This window comes from Leptolyngbya sp. AS-A5 (assembly GCF_039962495.1).
GTDB lineage: Bacteria > Cyanobacteriota > Cyanobacteriia > Leptolyngbyales > Leptolyngbyaceae > Leptolyngbya.
The window spans coordinates 39336-64368 of the sequence record NZ_JAMPLL010000002.1; the positions used below are offsets into that span (position 1 = coordinate 39336).

Consider the following 25033-nt stretch of genomic DNA (forward strand, 5'->3'; position numbering starts at 1 on the left):
TTTATTGAGTAATGCTAAGACTCCCAACCTGTTTAGCGGGCGGTGTCATGATGGAAATGGCGTGACCCCAAAACCGGAGGGAAGTTGCAGATGATGAGTCGGGTTCTCGATCGCCATCATACTCAGGTGATTGGTCAAGGTGAACAAACCTTGGTGTTTGCTCATGGATTTGGCACGGATCAGACCGCTTGGCGTAATCAGGTTGCGGCATTTGAACCGTTCTATCGCATCGTTTTGTTTGATCATATTGGTGCGGGTCGATCGGATATGAACGCCTACAGCCCTCGTCGCTATCGGTCTTTGTACAGCTACGCTGAAGATGTGCTGGAACTTTGTGCAGAACTGCGGTTAACCGATGTGATTTTTGTGGGGCATTCGGTCAGCGGCATGGTGGGAATGCTGGCGGCATTGCTTGATCCAGCACGGTTTCGTCAATTGGTGTTGATTAGTGCGTCCCCTCGATATTTGAATGATCCAGCAGACAACTATATTGGGGGATTTGAGCAATTCGATCTCGATGCCCTGTATGCGGCAATGTCAACCAATTACTATGCTTGGGCGAGTGGCTTTGCACCCTTGGCAATGCGGAACCCAGAGCGCCCAGAGCTAGCGATCGAGTTTGCCACATCGCTCTCTGCCATTCGTCCCGATGTTGCACAATCCGTAGCGCGGGTCATTTTTCAGTCGGATCACCGCGCTGAACTTCCCAAGCTCAACGTGCCAACAATAATCCTTCAGGCAAACAATGACATTGCGGTACCGCCCCAAGTTGGCAGATATATGGCAGAGAAAATTCCTCAAGCTGAACTCATTCACATTGATGCAGAGGGGCATCTTCCACATCTCAGTGCGCCCGCTTTGGTGACAAGAACACTGGCAGAATGTTTTACCGTTTAACCCGATTTGATCGTTCTCCTGAACGACTTCCGACGGTTGCACCTTTGATTTTGGCAATGATGGCGGCTGGATTGGGATTAGAACTGTTGGTGCAAGCGTCTTTTGTTTTGCTTGCTGCCCCAATATGGTTCGCGCTTTGCGTGTTGTTACCGCGATCTCAGTGGATTGGTTTACTTGGTTTTGGAGCTTTGTTGAACCCTGAAGTGTTGCCCCAGCAAGCCGTGGCGTTGGGATTGGTGGGGGTGTTGGGGGTGGGGGTGCGATCGTACCTTTTGCGGCAAGAATGGCAATGGGCATCTGAGGCAATGTTGGCATCGCTGATTCAAGATGAAGCGGCGATGACCCCAGAACAGGCGATGACGGGCACACTGTTTCGGCTGAAGGAGCTTGTCGGAGCGACAGGCGCGATCGCGTTGCGTCAGTTGGATGAGGTCACGGCTGAGGTGCTGGTGGCATTACCGGCTACAGCGCTGCCTGTTCAGTTGACAACGCCGACCTTATTTGCGGAAGCGATCGTCCAAGACCAATGCCTTTGCTACCCAGATTATGCCTCGGTGCCTCAAGCTTCTCCGGCTTTGTTAGCACAGGGAGTGCGATCAATTGCGGTGTTACCGTTGCAGCAGCTTGAAAACGTCAAAGGTGCCATTCTGCTGATGTGGGATCGGCGCGTTGAACCTTCTGCATTCTTGAAGCAGTTCCTTGAATCTCTGCGGGGTGGATTGAGTAATCTGCTGAGATTTCAAGACCTAACGCTGCGGTTTGATAAGCTGCAAGCTCGATTTGAAGCGATGCTGGAAACGATTCCTCAAGGAATTGTCTTTATGGATGAAAGCGGCGAACAGGGATGGATCAACCAAACCGCAGCGCGCTATCTGAAGTTAAATCCTGGTGCGGTGGAGCCGAGTGAGATTGCTCAAGCAATGATTGCACTGCGTCTAAATGCCGATAATCAAGCTGAAATTACGGCGCAATCGGCTGGATTGTTTGCCCATCCTGATGCCGAAATTCGCGATTGGCACTGGCTGTTTAGTCAACCGGACGCGCTCGTGCTGAGCCTTTCCAGTACGCCGACTCAGGTACACGATGTGCCCGGTCGCTTGTGGGTACTCGACAACATTACAGAGCGCCAGCAGGCAGAACAGGCAATGCAGACGGCACGAGAACTGGCGGAATCTGCAACCCGTGCTAAGAGTGAATTTTTAGCCAATATGAGCCACGAAATCCGCACCCCGCTCAACGGCATTCTGGGATATGCCCAAATTTTAGAAAAAGACCGCGCCCTGAATGACCTTCAGAAAAAGGGACTCGTCACGATTCGACAATGCGGAGAACATTTGCTGACTCTGATTAACGACTTACTCGACTTGTCTAAAATCGAAGCTCAGAGAATGGAGCTTACGCCGACAGATCTGCATTTTCCTGCGTTTTTGGAGGCGATCGCGGATATCTGTCGAGTTCGCGCTGAGCAAAAGAAAATTACATTGACCTATCAAACTTTGTCGCCGCTGCCCGAATTTGTCTGTGCCGATGAAAAGCGGCTGCGCCAAATTTTGCTCAATATTCTAGGCAATGCTGTCAAGTTTACCGAAGTTGGCGGTGTGCTTTTTGAGGTCAGTGTTGTTGAGAATTCAGTTGAAAGTGCAAAAGTTCGCTTTGAGATTCAGGATACCGGAATTGGAATTGCTCCAGAACAGCTAGAAGTGATTTTTTCGCCGTTTCAGCAGGTCGGAGACAACGATCGCAAAACCGAAGGCACCGGATTAGGACTTTCGATTAGTCGGCAACTGGTGAAAATTATGGGTTCAGAAGTGCAGGTTAGAAGCACACCCGGCAAAGGCAGCACGTTCTGGTTTGAGTTAGACTTGCCGAAAATAGAACTCCGATCGCTTGAATCGAATCGGTATCTCTCGAATCAACGCGCCATTGTGGGGTATGCGGGCAGATCTCGCACCGTGTTAGTTGTAGACGATCAGTGGGCAAACCGATCGATTCTGGTGCACCTGTTAGAACCGCTCGGATTTAACCTGATCGAAGCCGAAAACGGTCAAGAAGGGCTGCAAAAAGCGCACCAGTTCAAACCGGATGTCATTTTGCTCGATCTCGTTATGCCCGTGATGGATGGGTTTGAGGCAGTGCGACAAATCCGTCAATCTTCCGAGATCCGCGATACGATCGTGATTGCCACATCTGCCAGTGTTTTTGGCTATAACCAGCAAGCAAGCCAAGCTTCAGGTTGTAATGGTTTTGTTCCTAAGCCCGTTCGAGAAGCAGAACTGCTGACTCAACTTCAAACTCATCTCAATCTAGAGTGGCAGTACGAAGCGGAAACAGAGTCTCTTGTGAAAGTGGCAATCGCGCAAGACCCAGCAAAAACGCTGACTGCCCCCCCTCAGACCGAACTCGACGCGCTCCTCAATCTCGCCAGAATGGGTGATCTCAAAGGAATCCTTGAGCAAGCCACTCATTTAGAACAGCAAAATCCTGAATGGGTTCCGTTTGCAGCGCAGCTTCGGCACCTCGCGCAAGGATTTAAAGAACGGCAAATTCTGGAATTGATTAAACGCTATCAGAAGGGTAGCCATGAACTCTAAAATGACTGAGCAAGGAACAATACTGGTCGTCGATGATACCCCTACCAATTTAGAGGTGTTGTTTGATTTGTTGGGAGACTCCGGTTTTCGGGTGTTAGTTGCTGAGAATGGGGAAAGCGCGATCGACAAAGCAAACTACGCTCATCCAGATTTGATTCTGCTCGACATTCTCATGCCCGGAATGGATGGGTTTGAAACCTGTCGCCGTCTGAAAGCAAACGCAGATACCAGCACCATTCCGATTATTTTTCTCACCGCGCTAACGGATTCCGTAGACAAGGTTAGGGGGTTTGATTTAGGGGCAGTTGACTTTATCACCAAGCCTTTGCAGTGCGAAGAAGTGTTAGCCCGCGTCAAAACTCAACTGCGATTACAAAATCTCACCAAGCAACTTCAACATCAAATTGCCCAAGAGCGCTTAATCGGAGAAATTGCTCAGGGCATTCGTCGATCGCTCAAGCTCGATGAAGTGTTGCAAACGACCGTTGAGCAGGTGCGGCAGTTTTTGCACAGCGATCGCGTTGTGATTCTTCGCTTTGAGTCCGATTGGGGTGGACGAATTGTGACCGAATCGGTTGATCCTGCCTGGAAATCTATCCTCTTGACTGATTTTCGCGATTCTTGCTTTAGCGAACATTACGTCGCTTATTATCAACACGGTCAAACCAGCGCGAAGCCCGATATCTATCAAGCAGGCTTAAGTGCTTGTCACATTGAACTTTTAGAACAGGCTCAAGTTCGAGCCAACTTAATAGTTCCAATTCTGCAAAATAACTATTTGTGGGGATTGTTAATCGCGCATCACTGTTCCAGTCCGCGAGAGTGGCAAGCGATCGAGACAACGCTACTTCAGCAACTAGCAACTCAGTTAGGGATTGCAATTCAACAATCGGAACTCTATGAGCGCACCCAGAATGAGCTAATCGAGCGGCGACGCGCTGAGCAAATCATCCGAGAGCAAGTGGCACTGCTGAATGTTGCCTCTGATGCGATCTATGCTCGCGACTTACAGAATCACATTCTATTTTGGAATCAATCCGCAGAACAACTCTACGGCTGGTCACAAGCAGAACTACAAACGGCACCTGAATTGTTGAGCCACCTTCAACCCCAGGAGTTTGAAACTGTGCTTAAAATGGTGTTTGAGCAGGGATCGTGGCAAGGAGAAGTTCAGAAAGCGACCAAGTCAGGCAAAGCAATCATGGTGCTGAGCCGGATGACGCTTGTGCGTGACGAATCAGGTACACCAAAATCGATTTTGACAGTTGATACCGATATTACCGAGAAAAAGCTGCTGGAAGCTCAATTTCTGCGGGCCCAGCGCTTAGAAAGTATTGGAACCCTCGCCAGTGGTGTTGCCCATGATCTCAATAACATTCTCACCCCGATTTTAGCCTCAGCCCAACTGTTGCCGCTGAAGTTTCCTAATCTCGACGATCGCACTCGGAAACTGCTCACAACGGTCGAAGCAAACGCGAAACGCGGGGCTGACTTAGTAAAACAAGTGCTGTCATTTGCACGAGGCACAGAAGGAAGACGCACCCCCGTTCAGGTGGCGCATTTACTGGGAGAGATTGAGCAAATCGCCAACCGCACCTTTCCGAAGTCGATCACCGTTCAGGTTGATCTGCCCTCCTCAATGCTCAACCTCGTTTATGCAGATGCCACCCAACTGCATCAGGTGTTGATGAATCTTTGTATCAATGCTCGTGATGCAATGCCTGATGGTGGGGTACTCACCATTGCTGCTAGCAATGTTTTCATTGATGAATCTCATGCCCGCATCCAGCTTGATGCGAAAATGGGAAACTACGTGATGACTGCAGTTTCGGATACGGGAACAGGAATTCCACCGGAAGTGATCGATCGCATCTTTGACCCATTTTTCACCACCAAAGAAGTCGGCAAAGGAACTGGCTTAGGACTTTCAACCGTGTTAGGAATTATCAAAAGTCATGCAGGATTCATTGAGATAGATAGCCAGATGGGTCAAGGAACCTGCTTTAGAGTTTACTTACCGACCACTGGAGATAAGGCTATCTCCTCAATGGCTTCTCTAGATTTGCTTCCCGGATCGGGTGAGGTCATTTTAGTCGTGGATGATGAATCGTCGATTCAAGATGTTACTAAAGCGATTTTAGAAGAGCAGAATTATCGTGTGTTAACGGCAAGCAATGGCTTTGAAGCAATCTCGCTCTACGCGAAGCACAAGCAAGAGATTGCCGTGATCTTGATGGATCTAATGATGCCTGCAATGGATGGAGCAACAGCGATTCGCACCTTGAGAAAAATGAATCCTGATGTCAGGGTGATTGCTACGAGTGGTTTGATGTTAAGTAACACCATAGCGGATGTTGCCAGTGTCGGTGTCGATTCATTTCTATCAAAGCCTTATACAGCGGAGGAATTGCTGAAGGTACTCCATAAAATGCTGGATAAAGCTTCTCAGAGATAGGTGTGAAAGACGCGATATGTGGGAAGTGTTCTTCGCATCTTTTGGAGTGTTGATCGTTAAAGGTCTTGGGGTTCCAAAACAGTTGCGATCGTTTGCCTCAGTCTTTCTGGCTCGATCGGCTTCGATAAATGCTCGTTGTATCCGACTGATAGCGCTTGTTCGCGATGGCTCTCAGTCGCATAAGCCGTCAGCGCGATCGCTGGAAGATCCTCTGCAAAGGCGCGGATCTGTCGCAGCAAGGTCAATCCATCCATTCCCTGCATTCCGATATCGCTGATCAGCAGATCAAACGACGATCGCTCAAATTCATCAAGTGCAGCTTGGGGTGAGGGAACTGCGGTCACGATCGCGCCTTCTTGCTGAACGATAAAGGCAAGGAATTGCAGGGTCGAAATATCATCCTCAACAATTAACACCCGAAGCCCCTTCAAGTTTGGCTTTGACGATGCAAGCATAGCGGTTTTCACAGAGTGTGAATCGATCACAAGCGGCAATTGAACAGTAAAGATTGCACCCTGTCCAATGCCTGCACTCTCAGCCCGGATCATGCCGCCATGCGCTTCGACCAACTGACGACAGAGCGATAGTCCCAAACCTAGCCCGCCAAACTGACGAGTAATTGAACTATCCTCCTGGCGAAAGCGATCGAACACGAACGGCAAAAATTCTGGATCAATCCCTTGTCCGGTATCACTGATTTGGATTTGAGCGGTGCGATCGACCCGCGATAATGTCACTCTAATCTGACCCCCGATCGGCGTGAATTTAATTGCATTCGACAACAGATTCCAGATCACTTGTTGCAGCCGTCCGGCATCGCCCATCACCGGCGCGATCGTTGCATCTAAATCTGTTTTAATTTGAATCGATTTTGCCTCGGTAGCCAGCCGAACGGTTTCGAGTGCGGCGACGATCGCTTCAATCAAGGGAACCGAGGTAAAGTTCAGCGTCAGCTTACCGCGCACAATCCGGGCTAAATCGAGTAAATCATCGACCAGTTGTGCTTGGCGTTTGGCGTTTTCTTCGATCGTTTTGAGCGCTTGTTGAGTGTTGGCTTCTGAAAGTTGCTGTGTTCTCAGGACTTTTGACCAGCCAAGAATGGGAGTCAGCGGCGTTCTCAATTCGTGTGAAAGCGTCGCCAGAAACTCGTCTTTCGTCCGGTTGGCGGCTTCTGCGGCATCGCGGGCGACTTGTTCTTGAGCTAAAAGCTGTTCGCGTTCTTTTTCGTAGCGCTTACGATCGGTAATATCGCGCTGAATGGCGACAAAGTGCGTGATTTCTTGCTGACTATTGCGAATTGGTGTGATGTTCCATTCGACGTAGTATTCGCTGCCGTCTTTGTGATAGTTAATCGCCTCACCGTGAAAGGGTCTGCCTTGAGAAATTTCGCGCCGCAGGGCATCAAGCACTGCTCGGTCTGTGTGCGCTCCTTGCAGCAACCGCGGATTTTTGCCTAACACTTCTTCTGCGGTATAGCCTGTCATTTCTGTAAAGGCGGGATTCACGTAGACCATTTCAGGGCCAGGGGGATCGAGATGGGCGGTCGTAATGACGATCGAATCCCGCGATTGTTGTACCGCAGACAGCAAAAGCTGAATTGCTTCCTCAGCGACTTGCAAATCTCTTAGAGCACTGGTTAAGCGCTCTAGAGATTCTGTCAGCCTGCTTTTCTGCTTGAGGGGCAATTGTTCAGCGTCTTGTTGCAGTTCAGCAACTTGCTTTTGCACATCCTGAATCTGCTCGATAAACTCATCTCCGTTCACGCGATCCTTTAACTTAATCACTTCAAGATCATTATGATTTGCGCCGCCCCGAAAGGCATTCCTACTGGGAGGGATTTAGCAATTCCTTAAGAGTTGATGGCGGTTGCAAGGCTAACTGCTTCTACAAGTGTTAATCAATCCTGATTCTGTACAGATTGCATCTAATGGTCGATCCCAGGGATCGATCGGCAATTTATCTATCACGGCAACATCAAACAAAACGCCGATCGTCGCTTTGCCTTGCCATTGGAGTTGGCTGAGCATTCGGTCGTAAAATCCGCCTCCATAACCCAGGCGATACCCCCGTCGATCGCACATTACACAGGGAACTAAGATTAAATCTACTTGCTCAGCCTCAAGCGTTGGACTGTCTGGATCAGGTTCTGGGATACCGAAGTTGCCCGATCGTAGGCTTCCGGGTGTCCAAACGTGCCACAGTAATGTTTTTTCCACACAGCGGGGCAATCCCCACACTTTCGGGATTGTCAGCAGTTCTTGTAAATCTGGCTCTTGACGAACGCTGCAGTACGATAAAACAGTTTTTGCAGAACGCAAGCTATCGCAGGCTTTGAGGTGTTCACAAATCTGTTTGCTTTTCGCTTCCCATTCCTGAAGACAGAGCGATCGACGTTTCTGGAGATAGATTTTACGCAACTCTGATTTATACATTTTTACTGTTCATTGCTAATTCGGCTTTGTCGTAATTTCAGTAGATATGATTGCAGATATACGTCGATCGCGGAACTTCTCTTTATGAACGTGCTTGACCCGACCATTCAGTTTCAGCACCTGCAAACGCAACTACGCGAGCGTTGGCGCAATGTTGTTGAGTTTGACACCAGTGAAGCCGATATTATTGTGATTCCGTCACTCAGTATCGATCAGCGAGAATTATCTAAGATCGAAGGCTTTTTACACTATGAAGAGCGGCTATTATTCTCGCTGATTCGCTTGCGAAACCCTCGGACTCGGTTAGTTTATGTCACCTCGCAACCGATTCACCCTAGCGTGATTGATTATTATCTACAGCTATTGCCGGGAATTCCATTTTCCCATGCTCGCGATCGCTTGCTGCTGCTTTCAGCTTATGATTCATCGCTCAAACCCCTCAGCCAAAAAATTCTCGATCGACCGCGATTGCTCGATCGCATCCGGCAAGCGGTCAATCCCGATCGCGCTTACATGATCTGCTATAACTCAACCACTGTTGAACGCGACTTATCGATTCAGTTAAACATTCCACTATATGCACTTGATCCCGTATTACTAAACTGGGGCACAAAAAGCGGTAGTCGGCAAATTTTTGCAGAAAGTGGAGTGCCACACCCAGACGGCAGCGAACTGGTTTGGACTGCAAAAGATCTTGCTGTAGCGACAGCCGAGTTGTGGGAGCGCAATCCCGAATTGCAACGCATTGTGATCAAGTTAAACGAAGGGTTTTCCGGCGAAGGAAACGCACTCTTTGACCTGCGACCTTTGGGAGAATACAAGCCCGGAGTCATCTCGCACGAACAGCGCGTCAGTAAGATTTACGATCGCTTTGCTCATCTCAAATTTGAAGCAAAAACTGAAACTTGGGAGAATTACGGGGGTCGCATTCCGGAGTTGGGCGCGATCGCAGAAGCCTTTATCGAAGGTGAGCATAAACTTTCACCCAGCGTTCAGGGTCGCGTCACTCCAGATGGCGAAGTTGAAATTCTCTCAACTCACGATCAAATTCTTGGTGGACCTAGTGGGCAAATCTATCTAGGTTGTCGGTTCCCAGCCGATGAATCCTACCGAATGCGGATTCAGGATATGAGTTTACAAGTGGGTCGAACCTTAGCGGCAAAAGGCGCACTAGAGCGATTTGGAGTAGATTTTGTTGCGGTTAAGCGCGAGGATCAGTGGGAATTTCATGCGATCGAAATCAACTTGCGAAAGGGCGGAACCACGCATCCGTTTATGACGCTGAAATTCCTGACCAACGGACGCTATGACTTATCCAGCGGCTTGTTTTATAGCCAGCACGGACGACCCAAATACTATATGGCAACCGATAATTTACAGAAACCGCAATACTGTGGGTTATTACCCAATGATTTGATGGATATCATCGCGCACTATGGTTTGCACTTCGATACAAGTACAGAAACGGGAACAGTCTTTCACTTGATGGGATGCTTATCTGAGTTTGGCAAATTGGGATTAACTAGCATTGGCAACTCACCGCAGCAAGCCGAAGATCTGTATCGCCGCGTGGTGAAAGCGATCGACGATGAAACAAAACCTTCGATCGATTTGCAGAACATCTCAGCAATGCGCTGGAATAGCGGCTATTAACAGCATCAAATCGAATGTGCCGGATCTTTTGAGGGACAGGTTTTATCATTGGGAAAAGTACGATCGACCATTCATCATGAAAGACCGCATCAAAGATTTAGCCGTTTCGCTCGCTCCGCGCCTAATTGAAATTCGTCGCCATATCCACAGCCATCCTGAACTGAGTGGACAAGAGTATCAAACTGCTGCCTATGTTGCGGGGGTGCTCTCGTCCTGTGGGTTGCACGTTAAAGAAGCGATCGGTAAAGTCGGAGTTGTGGGAGAACTCGACGGCGGCGACGATCCAAGATTACTGGCAATTCGGACAGATATGGACGCGCTGCCAATTCAAGAGCGGACTGGGCTGGAATTCGCCTCGCGTCAGTCTGGAATTATGCACGCTTGCGGTCATGACGTGCATACCACGGTGGGGCTTGGAACCGCGATGGTACTTTCTCAACTGGGGGTGCCGCTGCCGGGCAAAATCCGATTTTTGTTCCAGCCTGCGGAAGAAATCGCCCAGGGCGCTCAGTGGATGGTCGAAGATGGGGTGATGAATGATGTCGATTCGATTCTGTCCGTGCATGTATTTCCCAGCATTCCGGCGGGCAAAATTGGCATTCGATATGGCGCTTTGACCGCAGCAGCGGATGACTTAGAACTCACGATTATGGGTGAATCTGGACATGGCGCACGTCCGCACGAAGCGATCGATGCCATCTGGATCGCGTCTCAAGTTATTACCAGCTTGCAGCAAGCGATTAGTCGGACTCAAAATCCGCTACGTCCTGTGGTGTTAACGATCGGAAAAATCAGCGGTGGACGCGCCCCGAATGTGATTGCTGATCAAGTCACGATGTCGGGAACGGTACGATCGCTGCATCCTGAAACCAACGAAGTGCTACCGACCTGGATTGAAAACATTGTCTCGAAGGTCTGCGAGATGTACAGCGCAAAGTATGAAATGAGCTATCGGCGAGGGACACCCTCGGTACAGAATGACGCGAAGCTGACAAGCTTGCTCGAATCGTCGGCGCGAGAAGTTTGGGGAAACGAAAGCGTTCAAATCATCCCCGAACCTTCCCTGGGTGCAGAAGACTTTTCTTGCTATTTGCAGCACGCTCCGGGCAGTATGTTTCGCTTGGGTGTGGGATATCCCGATCGCAAAAACTATCCGCTGCATCATCCGCAGTTTGAAGTGGATGAAACCGCTATCGTCACTGGAGTCGTCACAATGGCGTGTGCAGCTTATCGCTATTGGCAATCTTAAAATTCTTTCTCGTGGGGGAGTCTCGATCGAGCATTTATCTCGCACACTAATTACATTGATTTTAGGAGTGTCTGATGGCTTCTCCCACTCGTTTAACCGGATTAGATTTAGTCGATTGCGCCAGAGCAAATGCAAAACAAGGGATTGAAACAGCCGCAGATCTCTGTGGTTATGGATCAGATTTAGAAGGATTTCGATCGCAGCTAAAACAAGCCTGCAACCATATGCGGATTGAGTTTCACGAACTCAGTGACTTAGTTAAAGATCAACCGGTCGCTGTGAGTTTAGAGGGTGTAACTGTAGAGCCGGATTCGCCGGGAGAACTTTAAAAGATAAAACCTCCAATCTCTTGAAGAAATTGGAGGTTTTTGGGGATAGGGACAATCGCGATCGCGCTATGCAGCAATGACTTGAGTGAGCGGTGTCCAACGGAAATAGCGCTCTCCGCCCACTTCGACCACAACCTTCACACGCGGTTCAATTTTGGGCAGATTTGCCAAATATTCAAGCTCTTGGCTCGATAAAATGTGCCCTTCGATAATCCAGAGCAGCAAGCCCTTCGATTTTGGGGGCAGTTGGGCAATTTGCGTGGTGACGATCGGCGGAACAAACCAGACATTTCCGACTGCTGCCCCAGAGCCAGTGCTTTTCTTACCCAAGTGTGCCGGACGAACACCATGCACTCCGGTCAAATAGGCAGCGACATCGCCCAGTCCTCTTGCGCTAATGCTGAGCGACTTGTAGCCCGATGCGCGAATTCTGCGGCGATACCGACCTTCAAATCCGCCTTCTAGCGGCACATAGGCAGCGATCGCGCCGTGGGTTTCAAGGTCTTTGATCAATTGTCCGCCAGTGGTGAGAAGTGCCATGTCGCCCGAACCTTCCTAAACAACGGTATTTACAAACAATATTAAGAGACGCAAAGCATCCATTGATATTTTAGTGGGTTATTTCCCCTCAAACCTTCAAGAATCTCTATTCCTGTCATAAGTTTGTGGGTGGCGGGATGAATTGTGTCGTTCCGATCGCGCTCCAAAAAGTTCGATTCCCCACCTTCAGATGGGTGAAACTTTTCGAAAACTGATTGATTGTATACGGTATTCGATTTGTTGTCCGGTGTTAGAATACACAGCTATAAAATAGTGTATACAGTATGCTCTAGCGATAAAATTGCCTTCTACTGGAAAAGCTTATGAATTCAGCTACCGTTCTTCGGCAAAACACGCTCTGGCTGATGACGATCGCTTGCACCATTGCAATTGGTAGCCTTTATTACAATCAGCCGCTATTAGCACTAATCAGCGCTGATTTGCAGATTTCGTCTGCTGAGGTAAGTAGCGTTCCAACTTTGACGCAGATTAGCTATGCGGTTGGATTACTGTTGTTTGTGCCGTTGGTCGATCGACGCGATCGACGTAAGTTAATTGTTGGATTAAGCGGTCTAAATGCGATCGCGCTCGTTCTGGCAGCACTGTCACCGGGATTAAATGGGCTACTTGTAGCGAGTTGTGCGATCGGGCTAACGGCGGTTGTGCCTCAGTTGCTGATTCCCTTTGCCGCACAGTTAGCAGATGCAGAGCAACGAGGGCGAATTGTGGGAACGGTGATGAGCGGCTTACTCGTTGGCATCATTCTCGGTCGGGTGGCAGGTGGATTAGTGGGTGGCACCTTCGGTTGGCGATCGATATTCTGGATTGCAGCCGCATTGATGGTCACGTTAGGAGTCGTGTTACTCAAACAGTTGCCATCTGTAATTCCTGCCCTGATCGAAGTGTCTTATCTGGGTTTATTGCGCTCATTACCGCTGCTGTTTGCCGAACATTCTGCATTAAGACAGCGATCGATCGCAGGTGGTGTTTTATTTGCGTCGTACAGCGGGTTTTGGGCAGTGTTACCGTTTTTGCTAGAGCGTCCACCGTTTGAATTTCATAGCGAAGTCGCTGGATTATTTGGCTTAGTTGGCATGATTAGCGCAACGGCATCCCCTTGGCTGGGACAAATCACCGAGTGCACCAGTCCACGCTTAACTCTGAAAATTGCGATTGGACTATTTGCTGTTGCGTTACTGGTTCTGTGTCAGTTTTACATGACGCTATGGGGACTAATTTTAGGTGCAATTTTGCTCGATCTGGGGACTCAGACCGGACACATCTCCAATAAAGCCAGAATCTACAGCTTACCGGTCGAGATTCACAATCGCCTTACCACAATTTACATGGTGATTTTCTTCATGGGCGGCGCGATCGGCTCTTGGCTGTTTGTTTATGGCTGGCAACTTACAAATTCAAATTAAAGAAACAGCAATACTTTTTAATCTTATAGAACATAGCTGAATTTTACTTTAGATAATGATAGTGCTTGCCGTTTTAGGTAGATCTAGAATCGCTAAAAGAGCATTTTATTAGCAGAAATATTCGTTTTTTCTTAAAGATTGCTGAATCTGAAAAACTATGGAATCGAACTGCTCGTAGTGATACTTAAATTAGTAGTTTGAGCTACATTTTTGTGAACGATTCGTAGATATAGATAAGGCTTGACGACCTTAATATATTCTCCTTTTTGCGGGCTTACGAGCGTAAGCTCACCGATGTTTATGGAGAAAGCGTTGTTCTTGAAAGGTGTGCCATGTCCGATCGTATTCATCGAAACCTACCTTCAGCTACATAGAATGGAGAAAAATAGCGGTATGAGCAGTTTGTTTAGGGCGAAGTTCGATCGTAAGTTCAGCGCGATCGTGTTGGCGCTGCTGCTGAGTTTTAGCGTTCTACTCGGATTTCCCACTCGTGCAGAAGCCTCAAAAGTCGCCAAAGCGATCGCGTTTGATCCCGGTGCAACTGCAATCAACGTCGTCGCAATTTACGAAACCACTCCGACCACTCAGAAATCCACCCTCAAATCGCTTAAGAGCATCAAAACCTACAAAAAAACACCAGGTTTTAATAGTGCGGCTCTGCTGCAAAGCGACGACGGAACCCGCACCATTGCTCTGTCTCAGTGGAAAGATCCGGAGAGCTATCAAGCCGCGATCGCGCCGCCTGACCCTGCAGAATCAGCCAAAGACACCAAAAAAGAGAAAACGCCTGCGATCGCACCGCTCCGCACCGTAATTTTTCAAGTCGGCAAAGCTCAAACTGCACGCGAGAATCTTGTGCCAACGGTCAAAGGGAAAGAAGCTGTGGTTGAGTTTAGCGAATTCAAACTGAAATCTTCAGCCGATCAGGCTAAAGTGGTCGCCAACGCTGAAAAACTAATCCCTGCTGCGCTGCTAAAACAGCCTAATCCTCAGTCTGTCATCTTGTTAAATAGCACTGACAGTGCCGATGTTGCACTACTTGCAAACTGGAACTGTACGGCTGATTTTGCAGAAGGAGAAAAGCCCGCTGAATTTGATACCTTAGACGCAGAAGTCGCTGGGCTAGTAGATGTTGAGCAGCATCTCTACAATGTGGTGAGTATCTTGCCCGCAGAAGTGAAAAAACCTAGCAAGGATTCAGAAGCATCATAAGATGCTGACTTCTACCGGTATGCGTACCCACCTTATTTTCCCTTGCATCTCAAAGAGATTTCCCTATGACTGTCAGTGTACCTGAAAAGGAATCCTTCAGCCTCAGCGCCTTTCTAATTAGTGATGCGCCTGCCCGATTTTTACTCAGTTGGGTAGCTGGATTCGTCGATACGGCTGCATTTATTAGCTTGTTTGGCATCTTTACCGCTCACGTCACCGGAAATATTGCCTTAGCAGGTTCCGCTTTCGCCAGTTCTGGCCCTCTCACGACGCTGCTTCGGCTCTCGATGTTGCCGATCTTTATGCTGTCTGTAATGGAGACATCGTTGCTAGGGCGACTGTGTCGCAAGCGCGGATGGGCAGTGTTACCAGTGTTACTGAGCGCAGAAGCGATCGCCCTCGCTATCTTCATAATGGTCGGATTGCAATACTCTAGTACCCTGATTATTGATGCTCAGGATGACTTGCTGTTTCCGATCGCGGCGACCGGCGTGATGGCGATGGGAATTCAAAATGCCTTGATGAAAGAAGCAGCTTCTTCGTTTACGGGCTATTTTCCAACCACGGTAATGACCGGAAACTTTACGCAGTTTACGATCGATCTAGTGCAATATTTCAGCGCAAAACTTTCCAAACAGACCGAAGAAGCGAAAGCCGAGGCAGCAGAGGCGATCGTAAAACTGAGGCGCACGTCGCCCCTGCTGGTTGGATTCTTTCTAGGAGGAACCGGAGCAGCCTATTTTGTGCCATCGGCAGAGTTTTGGTGTCTCTCGATGCCCTTGCTGATTGTGAGTATGCTGGCAGTCGCTGCTTACATTCAGGCTGCAAAAACTCAAAATGTTTAACAAAACGAGGAAATGGAACTATGAAACGAATGTTAGTGTCTATGTTTGCCTGCGTGATGCTAGTTGCAAGTTTTGCAATCACGCCTGTTGCTCAAGCGACTCCCATGTTGTCTGCGGATGCGCCTGCTGCAACCGTTGATCCGTACACTGAGCTGAAAGCGAAGATTGTACCTGAACTGGAAAAGATTCTGACTCCAGATCAGCAAACTCAGCTTGAGGAGGCGATCGCCAATGGAACGAGCTTGAAGAAAGCGTTTAAGTCGGTGGCGCTGACTCCAGCGCAGAAAAGTCAAGTAGGCATGATGATGAAGTCAGTTCCCAAAGAATATTTCACATCGCTGACTCCAGCGCAGAAGCGGGAACTGTTTATGCAGAAGAAAGAGTTCTTCATGACCAGCGGTAAGGCGAAAGCAGAAAAAGCGATGAAGGCATCTGCCGCAAAAGTTCCTGACGCGAAAGTTGCAGACACAATTGAATCGGCGGAAAAAGCAGTCGAAAAGAGCGCGGATTGATATGAGTTGAGGTTTTCGCATCGATCGATGTTCGCCCCTAAACTTTTCACTGCAATTTTCCATGGTGTAGAGCTTTAAGGTGTAGAGCTTTAAGGTGTAGAGCTTTAAGTATTGAAAATTGCTTTGATCTCAAAGGGCTGCACACGGGGTTTAGGGGTTTGCTTCGTTGTAAGCGGCTTCTGCCCCCTAAATCCCCCACGAGTGAGGGACTTTGAGGAAGTGGAGTTACCTCTCAATCGTGTGGATGATTTCTTCGAGGACACGACTTAAATTTGGCAATTCGTAAAGTTAACTAAGGGTGTTGTCTCTACAAGCTTGCCCATTCAGTCAGAGATGCGATCGCTGCTCGAAGTCCCCCACTCATAAGGAATTTAGGGGGCTTCCCGCATCTATAATCGCTAGCGGATTCGTAGCCGCTTAGTTCTTCTTACCCACAATCTCACGCACCCGATAAATCGGGCGACCTTGCGATTCGTGATACGTCCGCATCGAAATCTCTGCCAAAAGCCCAAAGCTAAACAGATTCAACCCCGCAAGAAACAATACAACCGCAAGAATTAACAAAGGGCGCTGTCCGATATCCTCACCCAACCCCAGCTTCAAAAACACCAAGTAAAGCCCGATCGTGACTCCCGACAGAAGCGACAATAAGCCAAACAGTCCAAAAACGTGCATCGGGCGCGTGAGAAATTTCCGCATAAACGAAACCGTCAGCAAATCCATCACCACGCGGAAGGTGCGATCGAGTCCGTATTTGCTCTTGCCAAACTGCCGCGCATGATGCTTTACCGGAATTTCTGCGATTCTTGCACCTTCGATGAATGCTAATGCAGGTAAAAACCGATGCAGTTCCCCGTACAGGTTCATATCGGCAACGAGTTCCGATCGATACGCCTTTAGCGAGCAGCCATAATCATGCAATCGCACTCCGGTAACGCGCCCAATCAGCCAGTTTGCAATCTTCGACGGCAAGACACGGGTTAGCGAAGCGTCCTGGCGATTTTTGCGCCAACCGCTTACGAGATCGTATCCCTCGTCCAGCTTGGCTAACAGATTCGGAATGTCGCTTGGATCGTTCTGCAAATCGCCATCGAGCGTCACAATAACCTTGCCGATCGCCTGTCCAAACCCGGCTGCCATTGCCGGAGTCTGTCCATAATTGCGGCGCAAAATGACTGCTTTTAGATCATCTCGAAGCTGTGCCTGTTGTTTGAGTAGCGCGTCTGAGCCATCGCGAGAACCATCATCCACACAGATAATTTCATAGCTCAGTGCCGCATCTCTTAAACTCGTGGAAATCGCACTAATCAACCTTGGAATACTCTCCACTTCGTTGTAAATCGGAACCACGACCGAAACATCGGGCTGAACCGTGGAACCAAGCGCGCTCGACAATTCACTAGAAATTACTGGCTTCATGAAGGCTAAACAATACACAGCCAAGACTCAGCTTAGGACATCTTGATCCTTTGAGGACGATTTTGGCTCGAATTATGTTGCTTTGTCTTAGATTTTTTGTTTTAGATTTCTTTGTCTTGTGCGATCGCGCCCACAGTTCCTTTCACGGCTCGAAGGTAATCGCTTGGAGCGAGTAGAATCTGTAGCCCTCGCATTCCCGCAGAAATCGAAATCACATCAAATAATTCAATCAGTTCATCGACATAAACTGGGTAATCTTTCTTGCAAGCGAGAGCCGTTACGCCGCCGCGAATGTATCCGGTGAGCGGTTGAACTTCCTTGAGGGGTACTGTTTCAACTTTGCGATTGCCTGACAATTTTGCTAACGCCTTGAGATCAAGCTGCATATTACCCCCAATCACCGCAAGGCAAATCCCATTGCGATCGCCCCGCGCCACCAGCGTTTTAAACACCTGTTCGGGTGGAAGTCCAATTTTTTCTGCAACCGCTTCCGCTGCTAGATTGTCAGGATCGACCTCGTATTCTCTCAGTTCATAAGTGATGCCCAAATTGTCTAAAACGCGAACCGCATTCGTTTTCATACGTAGTTTAGAGTTGCGAAACAATGAATTTGTAACATTGGCAACACGTCATGGGAAGTCTACAAAAAGACCTTTCGTGTGATCCATCATGGTGGCTCGTAGACGTTTTATTCTTCAAGCTGGAGCAGGTTTTCTCGTAACGGCAGGAGTTCAGGGCTGTCTGCAAACTTCCCAAATTTTGACTCAGAACCAATCCGCCCTCCAAGTTAGCAAAACTCTGGCAGACCAAATTCAGAAGCGGGGACATCTCAAGATAGTGACGGAAGACGACTACCCGCCGTTTGAATTTCTGCTTAACGGTAAGCCTACAGGCTTTAATCATGAGTTATTAACACGACTACAGCAAGCCGTTCCTTTCGAGATTCAGCAGGAGATTATGCCTTGGCAGGGACTCCTTTCTGGCGTGGAGCAGGGCAAATATGATGTCGCGCTCACGGCTGTCGGAATTACCGACGATCGCGCCAAATTTCTCGACTTTACAAGCCCGATTGCAGAATCGACGATCGCTTATATCAAACGCAAAGATGACAACTCGATTCAAGCAATCAAGTCTCTTTCGGGGAAAGTGTTAGGCGTACAGCAGGGCGGCGTATCGATGGCTGCTATCCCTGACTTAGAAGCCACTTTAAAAGAGCAAGGAGGCAGACTCGGAACGGTCAAACAGTACCGGGGATTTGCAGAAGCGTATCAAGACTTGCTCAACAAAAAATTGGATGCAGTTCTTCACAATATTGTGTCTCTGTCTGTATTAGTCGATGAAAAACCTGCCATTTTTGCGCTGGGAGAGCGAGTCAGCCGTAAATCTTATGCAGCTTGGGCGGTGAAAAAAGGCAACCGGGAGCTATTAGACCTGTTAAACCAATTTTTGCAGCAGCAGCGAGAGCAAGGGGAACTGAAAAAGCTTCAGCAGGACTGGCTCAGAATTACGTTCGAGCATCTCCCCAAAGAACCGCGCTTACCTGGCGATCGTCCTATTCCATCCTGAACTACTTTTTCGTTGTGTTCTGACTCATGAAATTTACTCCGCGAAAATTTGCGTCGTGTCACCGTGATATTTTGATGCGATCATTGACGGTTAGCCTGATTCTGTCGATCAGTGGTGGTGCTTACTATAGCTATCAGTTAGTCCGGAACACGCTGTTAGAAAGCTTAAAGAAAAATGCTTTTTTAGAGCTTGCTCAAGGTCGAGAAAGCCTCGATCGCTGGCTCTCCAGTCAAAAAATTCATGTAGAAACCCTAGCCAATACTGATCAGGTGCGGTCGCTGGATTGGGCTAAAACAGAACCCTACCTCAAATCAGAAACACTGCGGTTTAGTGATGTCTATGCCATCGCTATTGCTAGACCCAATGGATGGCGCAATGTGATCGGGGGTAAACCTGCAAATATTGCCGATCGCGTCTTTTTTCAAAAAGCAATGACAGGCATCACGAATGTCAGCGATCCGCTGATTAGCCGAGCCAATCAAACTCCAAGTTTGGCGATCGCGGCTCCGATTCGTGAGGGTTTTGACACGAATAGCCCACCGATTGGAGAAATTCATAGCCTGGTCAGCTTAGAGCGCATTAATCGGGTCATTAGCAGTTTGGAATACGGCAAAAATAGCTATGCCTTTGCGATCGATTCCCAAGGTCGGGTTGTGGCTCATGCCGATCCAGCCTTTGGTTTTGGGAAGACTCAAGCCCAAGATACCCAATTGCTAGAAATCATTCAGCACATTCCCAAGAACAAACAAGGCATTGAGTTAATCAAAGTCGGAAACCAAACTCAATATCTCGCTCATCTGCCGCTGCAAGAAGCAAACTGGTTTGTAGCGTTATTGATTCCAAGAGAGAACATCGAATCTCAGTTGCAGTACCTAGATAGTATTGCTCTAACTGTTGCAGGACTGGCGATCGCGCTACTGGTGATTCTCGGACGAATTCAGTTGATTGAGCAGGGGCATCTGAAAAAATCAAATGAACTTCTGGAGAAGCGGGTGACAGAACGGACAGCAGAGCTATCTAGCGCAATCGAACAAATTCAACAATCCCAAATTTGGATGATCCAGAATGAAAAGATGTCTGCGCTGGGAAATTTAGTCGCGGGAGTCGCGCATGAGATCAATAACCCGGTGAATTTTATTCATGGCAATCTTACCTATGTCAATAGGTACGCTGAGGATCTTTTGCATTTAATCCATCTTTATCAGGAACAGCTTCCTGATTCATCAGAGCCGATTCAGCATTATCTACAAGAAATTGATTTTGAGTTTCTAGCCGGGGATTTACCGAAAATGCTGACTTCGATGCGGATGGGAACGGATCGTATCAGGCAGATTGTTCTGTCTCTGCGGAACTTTTCGCGGTTAGATGAAGCAGAGGTCAAACCCGTTGATATCCATGAAGGAATTGATAACACGCTGCTGATTTTGCAACATCGTTTGAAGGCTACTGCCGATCGCACTGCGGTTGAGGTGATCAAAGAGTATGGAGATCTACCTTTAGTCGCCTGTTATGTGAGCCAACTCAATCAGGTCTTTATGAATATTCTGGTGAATGCTCTGGATGCGATGGAAGATCAGCGCAGCGCAAAGTTACCCACAAGCTGCACGATTCGGATTAGAACTCAAACGCTGAATCAAGGAATGGTACAAATTGCGATCGCTGATCAAGGTTTAGGTATGACTCCGGAGGCGCAACAGCGAATTTTTGATCCGTTTTTTACAACAAAGCCCGCGGGCAAAGGCACAGGCATGGGAATGTCGATCAGCTATCAAATCGTGACGGAACGGCATCAGGGTAAATTGTACTGCGTGTCCCAGCTTGGGAAGGGCACAGAATTCTTTGTTGAAATTCCCATACAGTAGCGTCGATCGCTCTATGCAATGGAGCGGTGAGTTCAGTCTATTGCCTCTACGTCTCGGCCATGCTTGTTGCCGCTTATCTTCACCCGTGAGGCGGATCGCTCCGCTCTAGGTGCGATAGGATTTAGGGAAACGAAATCGCAGACATTACGCGCTTGAGGCTTCCTGGGAGTTGTGGATATGGGACTGTTTGACCGCATCTGGCGTGCGATTCGCGCCAACCTGAATCATCTAATCTCACAGATGGAAGATCCAGAAAAGATTCTGGAACAGACGGTGATTGATATGCAGGATGACTTGATTCGATTGCGTCAAGCCGTCGCTCAGGCAATCGCCACACAAAAACGCACCGAACGCCAAGCCGCTCAAGCCCGATCGAGCGCAGAAGAATGGTATCGCCGCGCTCAGTTAGCCCTTTCTAAAGGCGATGAGCATTTGGCGCGAGAAGCCTTGGCGCGACGGAAAAGCTATGTTGAGACTGCCCAAGCGATGGAATCTCAACTGAGTCAGCAGGCTTCGGTTGTGACGCAATTGAAGCAAAATATGCTGAAGCTTGAGAGCAAGATTGCTGAAGCTAAGACCAAGAAAGATATGTACATTGCACGGGCGCGATCGGCAAAAGCGTCTGAGCAACTGAATCAAATGCTGAATAGTGTCGGGACTGGCAGCGCCATAAATGCGTTTGAGCGGATGGAGGAGAAAGTCTTGCAGCTCGAAGCGCGATCGGAAGCGGTGGCAGAACTGGGAAGCGATGATCTCGAAAAGCGGTTTGAGGCGTTGGGGCAAGGCGACGAACTCGATGCAGAACTCGCCGCGATGAAAGAGCAAATCAGCGGAACACTGCCGCCTGCACATCCACCTGTTGATCCGGAGCTTGAGCGATTGCGATCGGAAATTCGCGGTTCTTAGCAGGAACCCCCAACGATTTCAGCCTTTTTATGGCTTAATGAGGGTTAAATTCCTGGAAATCTTATGAAAGATGATTTACTGCGCCGAGAGCAGGCATTCCATGATCAGTGGGCAAGCACGATCGATGTCGATGGCATTCGGGTATCCGATTATTTTGAAGCCTGCACTGCTCCGGAGAATCGATTTATTTTGAGACAGCTTGGAGATGTCCGAGGAAAATTGCTGCTCGATCTCGGTTGTGGCGCAGGTGAGAATAGCGTCTATTTTGCTCGACTGGGAGCACAGTGTATTGCGGCAGATTATTCGCCTGGAATGGTGGATGTGGCGCTGCAACTGGCAGCCCGAAATGGAGTTCAGGTCGAAGGTCGGGTGGTGAATGCGATGGCGATCGACCTTCCCGATAATACGTTCGATATTGTTTACGCCTCGAATTTACTGCATCACATTCCTGATCCGAAAATTACGCTGCGAGAGATGCACCGCATTCTTAAACCCGGTGGAAAGGCTTGTTTTTGGGATCCGTTGCGGCATAATCCGGTGATTAATGTCTATCGACGCATGGCAACAGAAGTGCGAACCGAAGACGAAACGCCTTTAGATATTGAAATTGTGGATTTTATTCGATCGCTGTATTCCCAAACAAATTACGATACCTTTTGGATTGCAACGCTGTGGATTTTCTTGCAGTTTTATCTAATCGAGCGAGTTAATCCAAACAAAGAGCGCTACTGGAAAAAAATCATTCTGGAGCAAGCGCGATTAGAAAAAACCTATTTGCGGCTTGAGAAGCTCGATCGTGTGTTAAAAAAACTTCCACTCATGAAGCGAATGGCGTGGAATTTGGCAGTGGTCGCAACGAAGTAACGACAAATTCAGATAAGATTGACAATCAGTTTACGGGTGGAGAAGCTCATGAGCGCTCACATGCGTCGATCAATTCTGACTTACAGTTTGCTGAGCGCGATCGCGGTTTTGATGCTGATTCCGCTCGTCTGGTTGGTTAGCACGTCATTCAAGTCGCCGACTGAAGACCTATTTCAATTTCCACCGCAATTTATTCCACAGCAACCGACTCTGGAGAATTTTGTCACCGTTTGGCAGAGCAATCCGTTTGGGCGATATCTGTTCAACAGTACGTTGGTGTCAGCGTTAACGGTTGTATTGAATCTAATATTCTGCTCACTTGCGGCTTATCCATTAGCGCGATTAAGTTTTGCAGGTCGAGAAATCATTTTTAGCGCCATCGTCTCGACTATCTTGATTCCATTCCAGATCGTGATGATTCCGCTATATGTATTAGCGGTACAGTTAGGATTGCGAAATAGCTATATTGGAATTATCTTTCCGGCGATCGCGTCTGCATTTGGAATCTTCTTACTGAGACAAGCCTTTCAAGGAGTCCCGAAAGAACTCGAAGAAGCAGCGCGGATGGATGGCTGCTCAGAGCTTGGAATCTGGTGGTATGTGATGCTTCCGTCGATTCGTCCTGCACTGGTAACGCTAGCAATTTTCGTGTTTATCGGGTCATGGAGCGATTTCCTTTGGCCTCTTTTAGTGCTCGATCGACCTGAATTATTCACCTTACCGCTCGGTGTTGCTAATTTAGCGGGAACCTTTACGCTCGATTGGCGCTTGATTGCGGCGGGATCAGTGATCTCGATCGTGCCAATTTTGCTGTTTTTCCTCGTAATGCAGCGCTACATCGTTCCGACCGAAGCCGGAAGCGGTGTAAAAGGATGATAGTTCTAACCGAAACAGTTTGATATATTAGTAAAACACTAGCCCTAATTTGCCTGTGAAACTTGATAACGCTGCCCCTTTTGATGCGAAAACTGCTGCTAAGCAACCCTTTCTAACCGTTATGCGTGAACTTGCCACGACCTATCAAGCTTTTTGCGCTTATGACGAAGCCCACATCCGCGAAACTGGCTTAACATCGCCGCAATTCGATGTAATTTGCACGCTCGGTAATACCTCTGGCATGTTCATGAATCAGCTTGCAGAGAAAACGCTGGTCACGAAAGGAACACTAACGGGGATCATTGATCGCCTAGAGCAGAAAAACTTAGTCCGTCGAGAAGTTCCCCCAGAAAACCGTCGCTGTTTTCTCATCGTTCTGACACCCGAAGGGGAAGCGCTATTTGAGAAAATCTTTCCGGTTCATATCGCCCATCTCAAAGAGCGGTTCGATCGCCTCACTCCCGACGAATTGAACGCAATCAAAACTGCATTACAGCGCTTGAAATCGGTTTTTGCCGATTAATACGATCGCACTTTCTGAAATTCATATGCCCCCAGCAACGCGCCCCAAATCGGTCGTCGAGTTTCTGGATCAATCCCCTTGTCGTAGCTCAAGAAGCGATCGCGCATTGCCTCAAATCCCAGCGCAACTTGAATCGTACTGCCCCCAAGCGAGAACACACATTGCGTATCGGGCGGCGGTGAAGCGACGAAGTGAAGTCCTTGATCGGTCGAATTGACGGCAACCTGTAGCGTACAGCTCGGAAGTAGTTCGATCGCATCCTCGGTCAAACGATCGAGCAATTCCGGTTGTTGTCCGGCTCCCCGGACAGAACTCGGATCTTTGAACTGGTAATACTGCACCTTCAGCCCTCGATCGTCCTCTTGCAGTCGCAATAAGCGCTGTCGGTAGGGTTGATCAAGCTTCAAAACATTAGATTGCTCAGCAAAAATCGCCAAGCTATCTTCAAACAAGTGAACGGGACGCTGCCACAGGCGCAGATGTACAAACCAAGCCGGACTTTCTCTTGCCTGATCTTGGTTATCAAATTCTCCTGCTAGGTATGCCGCCAGAGTTTGAAGCACTTTGATGACTCGATGGCGTCATATAAAAAGTTCAGATACCTTTCAATTGAAAAACTGTTCAAGTGAACTCATTTCTAAATTTTTGTGATTTTTACGGGACTGACGGGGCTCGAACCCGCAACTTCCGCCGTGACAGGGCGGTGCTCTAACCAATTGAACTACAGTCCCAGATTTGCTTTCGCGCTGTTTCTTCAGCACGATCTCTATAATGCAGGGTTTTACCGAATTTGTCAAATAAATCATGAAGATTTTTTCCAAAGAAGAAGTTTGATCCCCACACAAACTTCTGCCCAATCCTGAATTCCCTTGTTATCA

Annotated in this window: 22 protein-coding genes and 1 tRNA gene; 16 read left to right on the forward strand and 7 right to left on the reverse strand. The window is 48.4% G+C overall.

The window, feature by feature from the left end:
• Window positions 1–90: 90 nt before the first annotated feature.
• Genes NC980_RS02680 through NC980_RS02690 form a run of 3 tightly spaced genes read left to right on the forward strand, consistent with a single transcriptional unit; the run spans window position 91 to window position 5943 of the window.
• Complete coding sequence (locus NC980_RS02680; RefSeq protein ID WP_190379592.1) at window positions 91–897, forward strand: alpha/beta hydrolase; 807 nt, start codon at window positions 91–93, stop codon at window positions 895–897.
• Window positions 882–3488 carry an ATP-binding protein gene (locus tag NC980_RS02685; RefSeq protein WP_190379593.1) on the forward strand — a complete coding sequence of 869 codons (2607 nt, stop codon included), beginning with the start codon at window positions 882–884 and terminating at the stop codon, window positions 3486–3488. Before NC980_RS02680 ends, NC980_RS02685 begins: the two co-directional genes overlap by 16 nt.
• Complete coding sequence (locus NC980_RS02690) at window positions 3478–5943, forward strand: response regulator (protein WP_190379594.1); 2466 nt, start codon at window positions 3478–3480, stop codon at window positions 5941–5943. Before NC980_RS02685 ends, NC980_RS02690 begins: the two co-directional genes overlap by 11 nt.
• Before the next feature lie 56 nt (window positions 5944–5999).
• Here NC980_RS02690 and NC980_RS02695 read toward each other — a convergent pair whose 3' ends face one another.
• Together NC980_RS02695 and NC980_RS02700 are read right to left on the reverse strand one after the other, a co-directional pair.
• Window positions 6000–7727 carry an ATP-binding protein gene (locus tag NC980_RS02695; RefSeq protein WP_190379595.1) on the reverse strand — a complete coding sequence of 576 codons (1728 nt, stop codon included), beginning with the start codon at window positions 7725–7727 and terminating at the stop codon, window positions 6000–6002.
• 90 nt (window positions 7728–7817) lie between these two features.
• Entirely contained in the window at window positions 7818–8375 is a 558-nt protein-coding gene (locus NC980_RS02700; RefSeq protein ID WP_190379596.1) for a 5-formyltetrahydrofolate cyclo-ligase, read from the reverse strand.
• 84 nt (window positions 8376–8459) lie between these two features.
• Here NC980_RS02700 and NC980_RS02705 point away from each other — a divergent pair, with 84 nt between their 5' ends.
• The 3 genes from NC980_RS02705 (at window position 8460) to NC980_RS02715 (ending at window position 11606) form a co-directional block, all read left to right on the forward strand.
• Entirely contained in the window at window positions 8460–10028 is a 1569-nt protein-coding gene (locus NC980_RS02705; RefSeq protein ID WP_190379597.1) for a peptide ligase PGM1-related protein, read from the forward strand.
• Window positions 10029–10104: 76 nt separating this feature from the next.
• Window positions 10105–11277 (forward strand): M20 family metallopeptidase, encoded by a 1173-nt coding sequence (locus NC980_RS02710; protein ID WP_190379598.1) that lies wholly within the window; start codon window positions 10105–10107, stop codon window positions 11275–11277.
• Between the two features lie 74 nt (window positions 11278–11351).
• Window positions 11352–11606 carry a hypothetical protein gene (locus tag NC980_RS02715; RefSeq protein ID WP_190379599.1) on the forward strand — a complete coding sequence of 85 codons (255 nt, stop codon included), beginning with the start codon at window positions 11352–11354 and terminating at the stop codon, window positions 11604–11606.
• A 66-nt stretch (window positions 11607–11672) separates the two neighbouring features.
• Here the strand turns inward: NC980_RS02715 and NC980_RS02720 are convergent, their stop codons facing one another.
• Complete coding sequence (locus NC980_RS02720; RefSeq protein WP_190379600.1) at window positions 11673–12146, reverse strand: NAD(P)H-quinone oxidoreductase subunit N; 474 nt, start codon at window positions 12144–12146, stop codon at window positions 11673–11675.
• 323 nt (window positions 12147–12469) lie between these two features.
• Between NC980_RS02720 and NC980_RS02725 the strand changes: the two genes are divergently transcribed.
• The 4 genes from NC980_RS02725 to NC980_RS02740 all read left to right on the forward strand — a co-directional run bounded on the left by NC980_RS02725 (window position 12470) and on the right by NC980_RS02740 (window position 16139).
• On the forward strand, window positions 12470–13570 hold the full coding sequence (locus NC980_RS02725) for an MFS transporter (protein ID WP_242027228.1): 1101 nt from the start codon (window positions 12470–12472) through the stop codon (window positions 13568–13570).
• 393 nt (window positions 13571–13963) lie between these two features.
• Window positions 13964–14782, forward strand: a complete 819-nt coding sequence (locus NC980_RS02730) for a hypothetical protein (RefSeq protein WP_190379601.1) — start codon at window positions 13964–13966, stop codon at window positions 14780–14782.
• A gap of 65 nt (window positions 14783–14847) precedes the next feature.
• Window positions 14848–15627 (forward strand): YoaK family protein, encoded by a 780-nt coding sequence (locus NC980_RS02735; protein ID WP_190379602.1) that lies wholly within the window; start codon window positions 14848–14850, stop codon window positions 15625–15627.
• Between the two features lie 20 nt (window positions 15628–15647).
• Window positions 15648–16139, forward strand: coding sequence for a hypothetical protein (locus NC980_RS02740; RefSeq protein WP_190379603.1), 492 nt, complete (start codon window positions 15648–15650; stop codon window positions 16137–16139).
• A 417-nt stretch (window positions 16140–16556) separates the two neighbouring features.
• On the opposite strand, the gene NC980_RS02745 is transcribed toward NC980_RS02740, so the two are convergent.
• Both NC980_RS02745 and ybaK read right to left on the reverse strand, forming a co-directional pair.
• Window positions 16557–17558, reverse strand: a complete 1002-nt coding sequence (locus NC980_RS02745) for a glycosyltransferase family 2 protein (protein WP_190379604.1) — start codon at window positions 17556–17558, stop codon at window positions 16557–16559.
• Between the two features lie 101 nt (window positions 17559–17659).
• Window positions 17660–18139, reverse strand: a complete 480-nt coding sequence (gene ybaK, locus NC980_RS02750) for a Cys-tRNA(Pro) deacylase (protein WP_190379605.1) — start codon at window positions 18137–18139, stop codon at window positions 17660–17662.
• 88 nt (window positions 18140–18227) lie between these two features.
• Between ybaK and NC980_RS02755 the strand changes: the two genes are divergently transcribed.
• From NC980_RS02755 to NC980_RS02780, 6 genes are all read left to right on the forward strand, one after another.
• On the forward strand, window positions 18228–19124 hold the full coding sequence (locus NC980_RS02755; RefSeq protein WP_190379606.1) for a transporter substrate-binding domain-containing protein: 897 nt from the start codon (window positions 18228–18230) through the stop codon (window positions 19122–19124).
• A gap of 26 nt (window positions 19125–19150) precedes the next feature.
• Window positions 19151–20986, forward strand: a complete 1836-nt coding sequence (locus tag NC980_RS02760; protein ID WP_199298782.1) for an ATP-binding protein — start codon at window positions 19151–19153, stop codon at window positions 20984–20986.
• 177 nt (window positions 20987–21163) lie between these two features.
• Window positions 21164–21892 carry a PspA/IM30 family protein gene (locus NC980_RS02765; RefSeq protein WP_190379607.1) on the forward strand — a complete coding sequence of 243 codons (729 nt, stop codon included), beginning with the start codon at window positions 21164–21166 and terminating at the stop codon, window positions 21890–21892.
• A 63-nt stretch (window positions 21893–21955) separates the two neighbouring features.
• Complete coding sequence (locus tag NC980_RS02770) at window positions 21956–22756, forward strand: class I SAM-dependent methyltransferase (protein ID WP_190379608.1); 801 nt, start codon at window positions 21956–21958, stop codon at window positions 22754–22756.
• Window positions 22757–22804: 48 nt separating this feature from the next.
• On the forward strand, window positions 22805–23632 hold the full coding sequence (locus NC980_RS02775) for a carbohydrate ABC transporter permease (RefSeq protein WP_190379609.1): 828 nt from the start codon (window positions 22805–22807) through the stop codon (window positions 23630–23632).
• 121 nt (window positions 23633–23753) lie between these two features.
• On the forward strand, window positions 23754–24155 hold the full coding sequence (locus NC980_RS02780) for a MarR family transcriptional regulator (RefSeq protein WP_190379947.1): 402 nt from the start codon (window positions 23754–23756) through the stop codon (window positions 24153–24155).
• Here the strand turns inward: NC980_RS02780 and NC980_RS02785 are convergent.
• A complete protein-coding gene (locus NC980_RS02785) occupies window positions 24152–24718 on the reverse strand; it encodes a chromophore lyase CpcT/CpeT (RefSeq protein ID WP_347273312.1) in 567 nt (188 codons plus the stop codon). The two genes, NC980_RS02780 and NC980_RS02785, sit on opposite strands and share 4 nt — an antisense overlap.
• A gap of 94 nt (window positions 24719–24812) precedes the next feature.
• A tRNA-Asp gene (locus NC980_RS02790) sits at window positions 24813–24886 on the reverse strand.
• Between the last annotated feature and the right edge of the window lie 147 nt (window positions 24887–25033).

Excerpts from the sequence above, each read along its gene's own strand:
- NC980_RS02680 (WP_190379592.1), top strand. The coding sequence starts at position 91 with ATGATGAGTCGGGTTCTCGATCGCCATCATACTCAGGTGATTGGTCAA.
- NC980_RS02685 (WP_190379593.1), top strand. The coding sequence starts at position 882 with ATGTTTTACCGTTTAACCCGATTTGATCGTTCTCCTGAACGACTTCCG.
- NC980_RS02690 (WP_190379594.1), top strand. The coding sequence starts at position 3,478 with ATGAACTCTAAAATGACTGAGCAAGGAACAATACTGGTCGTCGATGAT.
- NC980_RS02700 (WP_190379596.1), bottom strand. The coding sequence starts at position 8,375 with ATGTATAAATCAGAGTTGCGTAAAATCTATCTCCAGAAACGTCGATCG.
- NC980_RS02705 (WP_190379597.1), top strand. The coding sequence starts at position 8,460 with ATGAACGTGCTTGACCCGACCATTCAGTTTCAGCACCTGCAAACGCAA.
- NC980_RS02710 (WP_190379598.1), top strand. The coding sequence starts at position 10,105 with ATGAAAGACCGCATCAAAGATTTAGCCGTTTCGCTCGCTCCGCGCCTA.
- NC980_RS02715 (WP_190379599.1), top strand. The coding sequence starts at position 11,352 with ATGGCTTCTCCCACTCGTTTAACCGGATTAGATTTAGTCGATTGCGCC.
- NC980_RS02720 (WP_190379600.1), bottom strand. The coding sequence starts at position 12,146 with ATGGCACTTCTCACCACTGGCGGACAATTGATCAAAGACCTTGAAACC.
- NC980_RS02725 (WP_242027228.1), top strand. The coding sequence starts at position 12,470 with ATGAATTCAGCTACCGTTCTTCGGCAAAACACGCTCTGGCTGATGACG.
- NC980_RS02730 (WP_190379601.1), top strand. The coding sequence starts at position 13,964 with ATGAGCAGTTTGTTTAGGGCGAAGTTCGATCGTAAGTTCAGCGCGATC.
- NC980_RS02735 (WP_190379602.1), top strand. The coding sequence starts at position 14,848 with ATGACTGTCAGTGTACCTGAAAAGGAATCCTTCAGCCTCAGCGCCTTT.
- NC980_RS02740 (WP_190379603.1), top strand. The coding sequence starts at position 15,648 with ATGAAACGAATGTTAGTGTCTATGTTTGCCTGCGTGATGCTAGTTGCA.
- NC980_RS02745 (WP_190379604.1), bottom strand. The coding sequence starts at position 17,558 with ATGAAGCCAGTAATTTCTAGTGAATTGTCGAGCGCGCTTGGTTCCACG.
- ybaK (WP_190379605.1), bottom strand. The coding sequence starts at position 18,139 with ATGAAAACGAATGCGGTTCGCGTTTTAGACAATTTGGGCATCACTTAT.
- NC980_RS02755 (WP_190379606.1), top strand. The coding sequence starts at position 18,228 with ATGGTGGCTCGTAGACGTTTTATTCTTCAAGCTGGAGCAGGTTTTCTC.
- NC980_RS02760 (WP_199298782.1), top strand. The coding sequence starts at position 19,151 with ATGAAATTTACTCCGCGAAAATTTGCGTCGTGTCACCGTGATATTTTG.
- NC980_RS02765 (WP_190379607.1), top strand. The coding sequence starts at position 21,164 with ATGGGACTGTTTGACCGCATCTGGCGTGCGATTCGCGCCAACCTGAAT.
- NC980_RS02770 (WP_190379608.1), top strand. The coding sequence starts at position 21,956 with ATGAAAGATGATTTACTGCGCCGAGAGCAGGCATTCCATGATCAGTGG.
- NC980_RS02775 (WP_190379609.1), top strand. The coding sequence starts at position 22,805 with ATGAGCGCTCACATGCGTCGATCAATTCTGACTTACAGTTTGCTGAGC.
- NC980_RS02780 (WP_190379947.1), top strand. The coding sequence starts at position 23,754 with ATGCGTGAACTTGCCACGACCTATCAAGCTTTTTGCGCTTATGACGAA.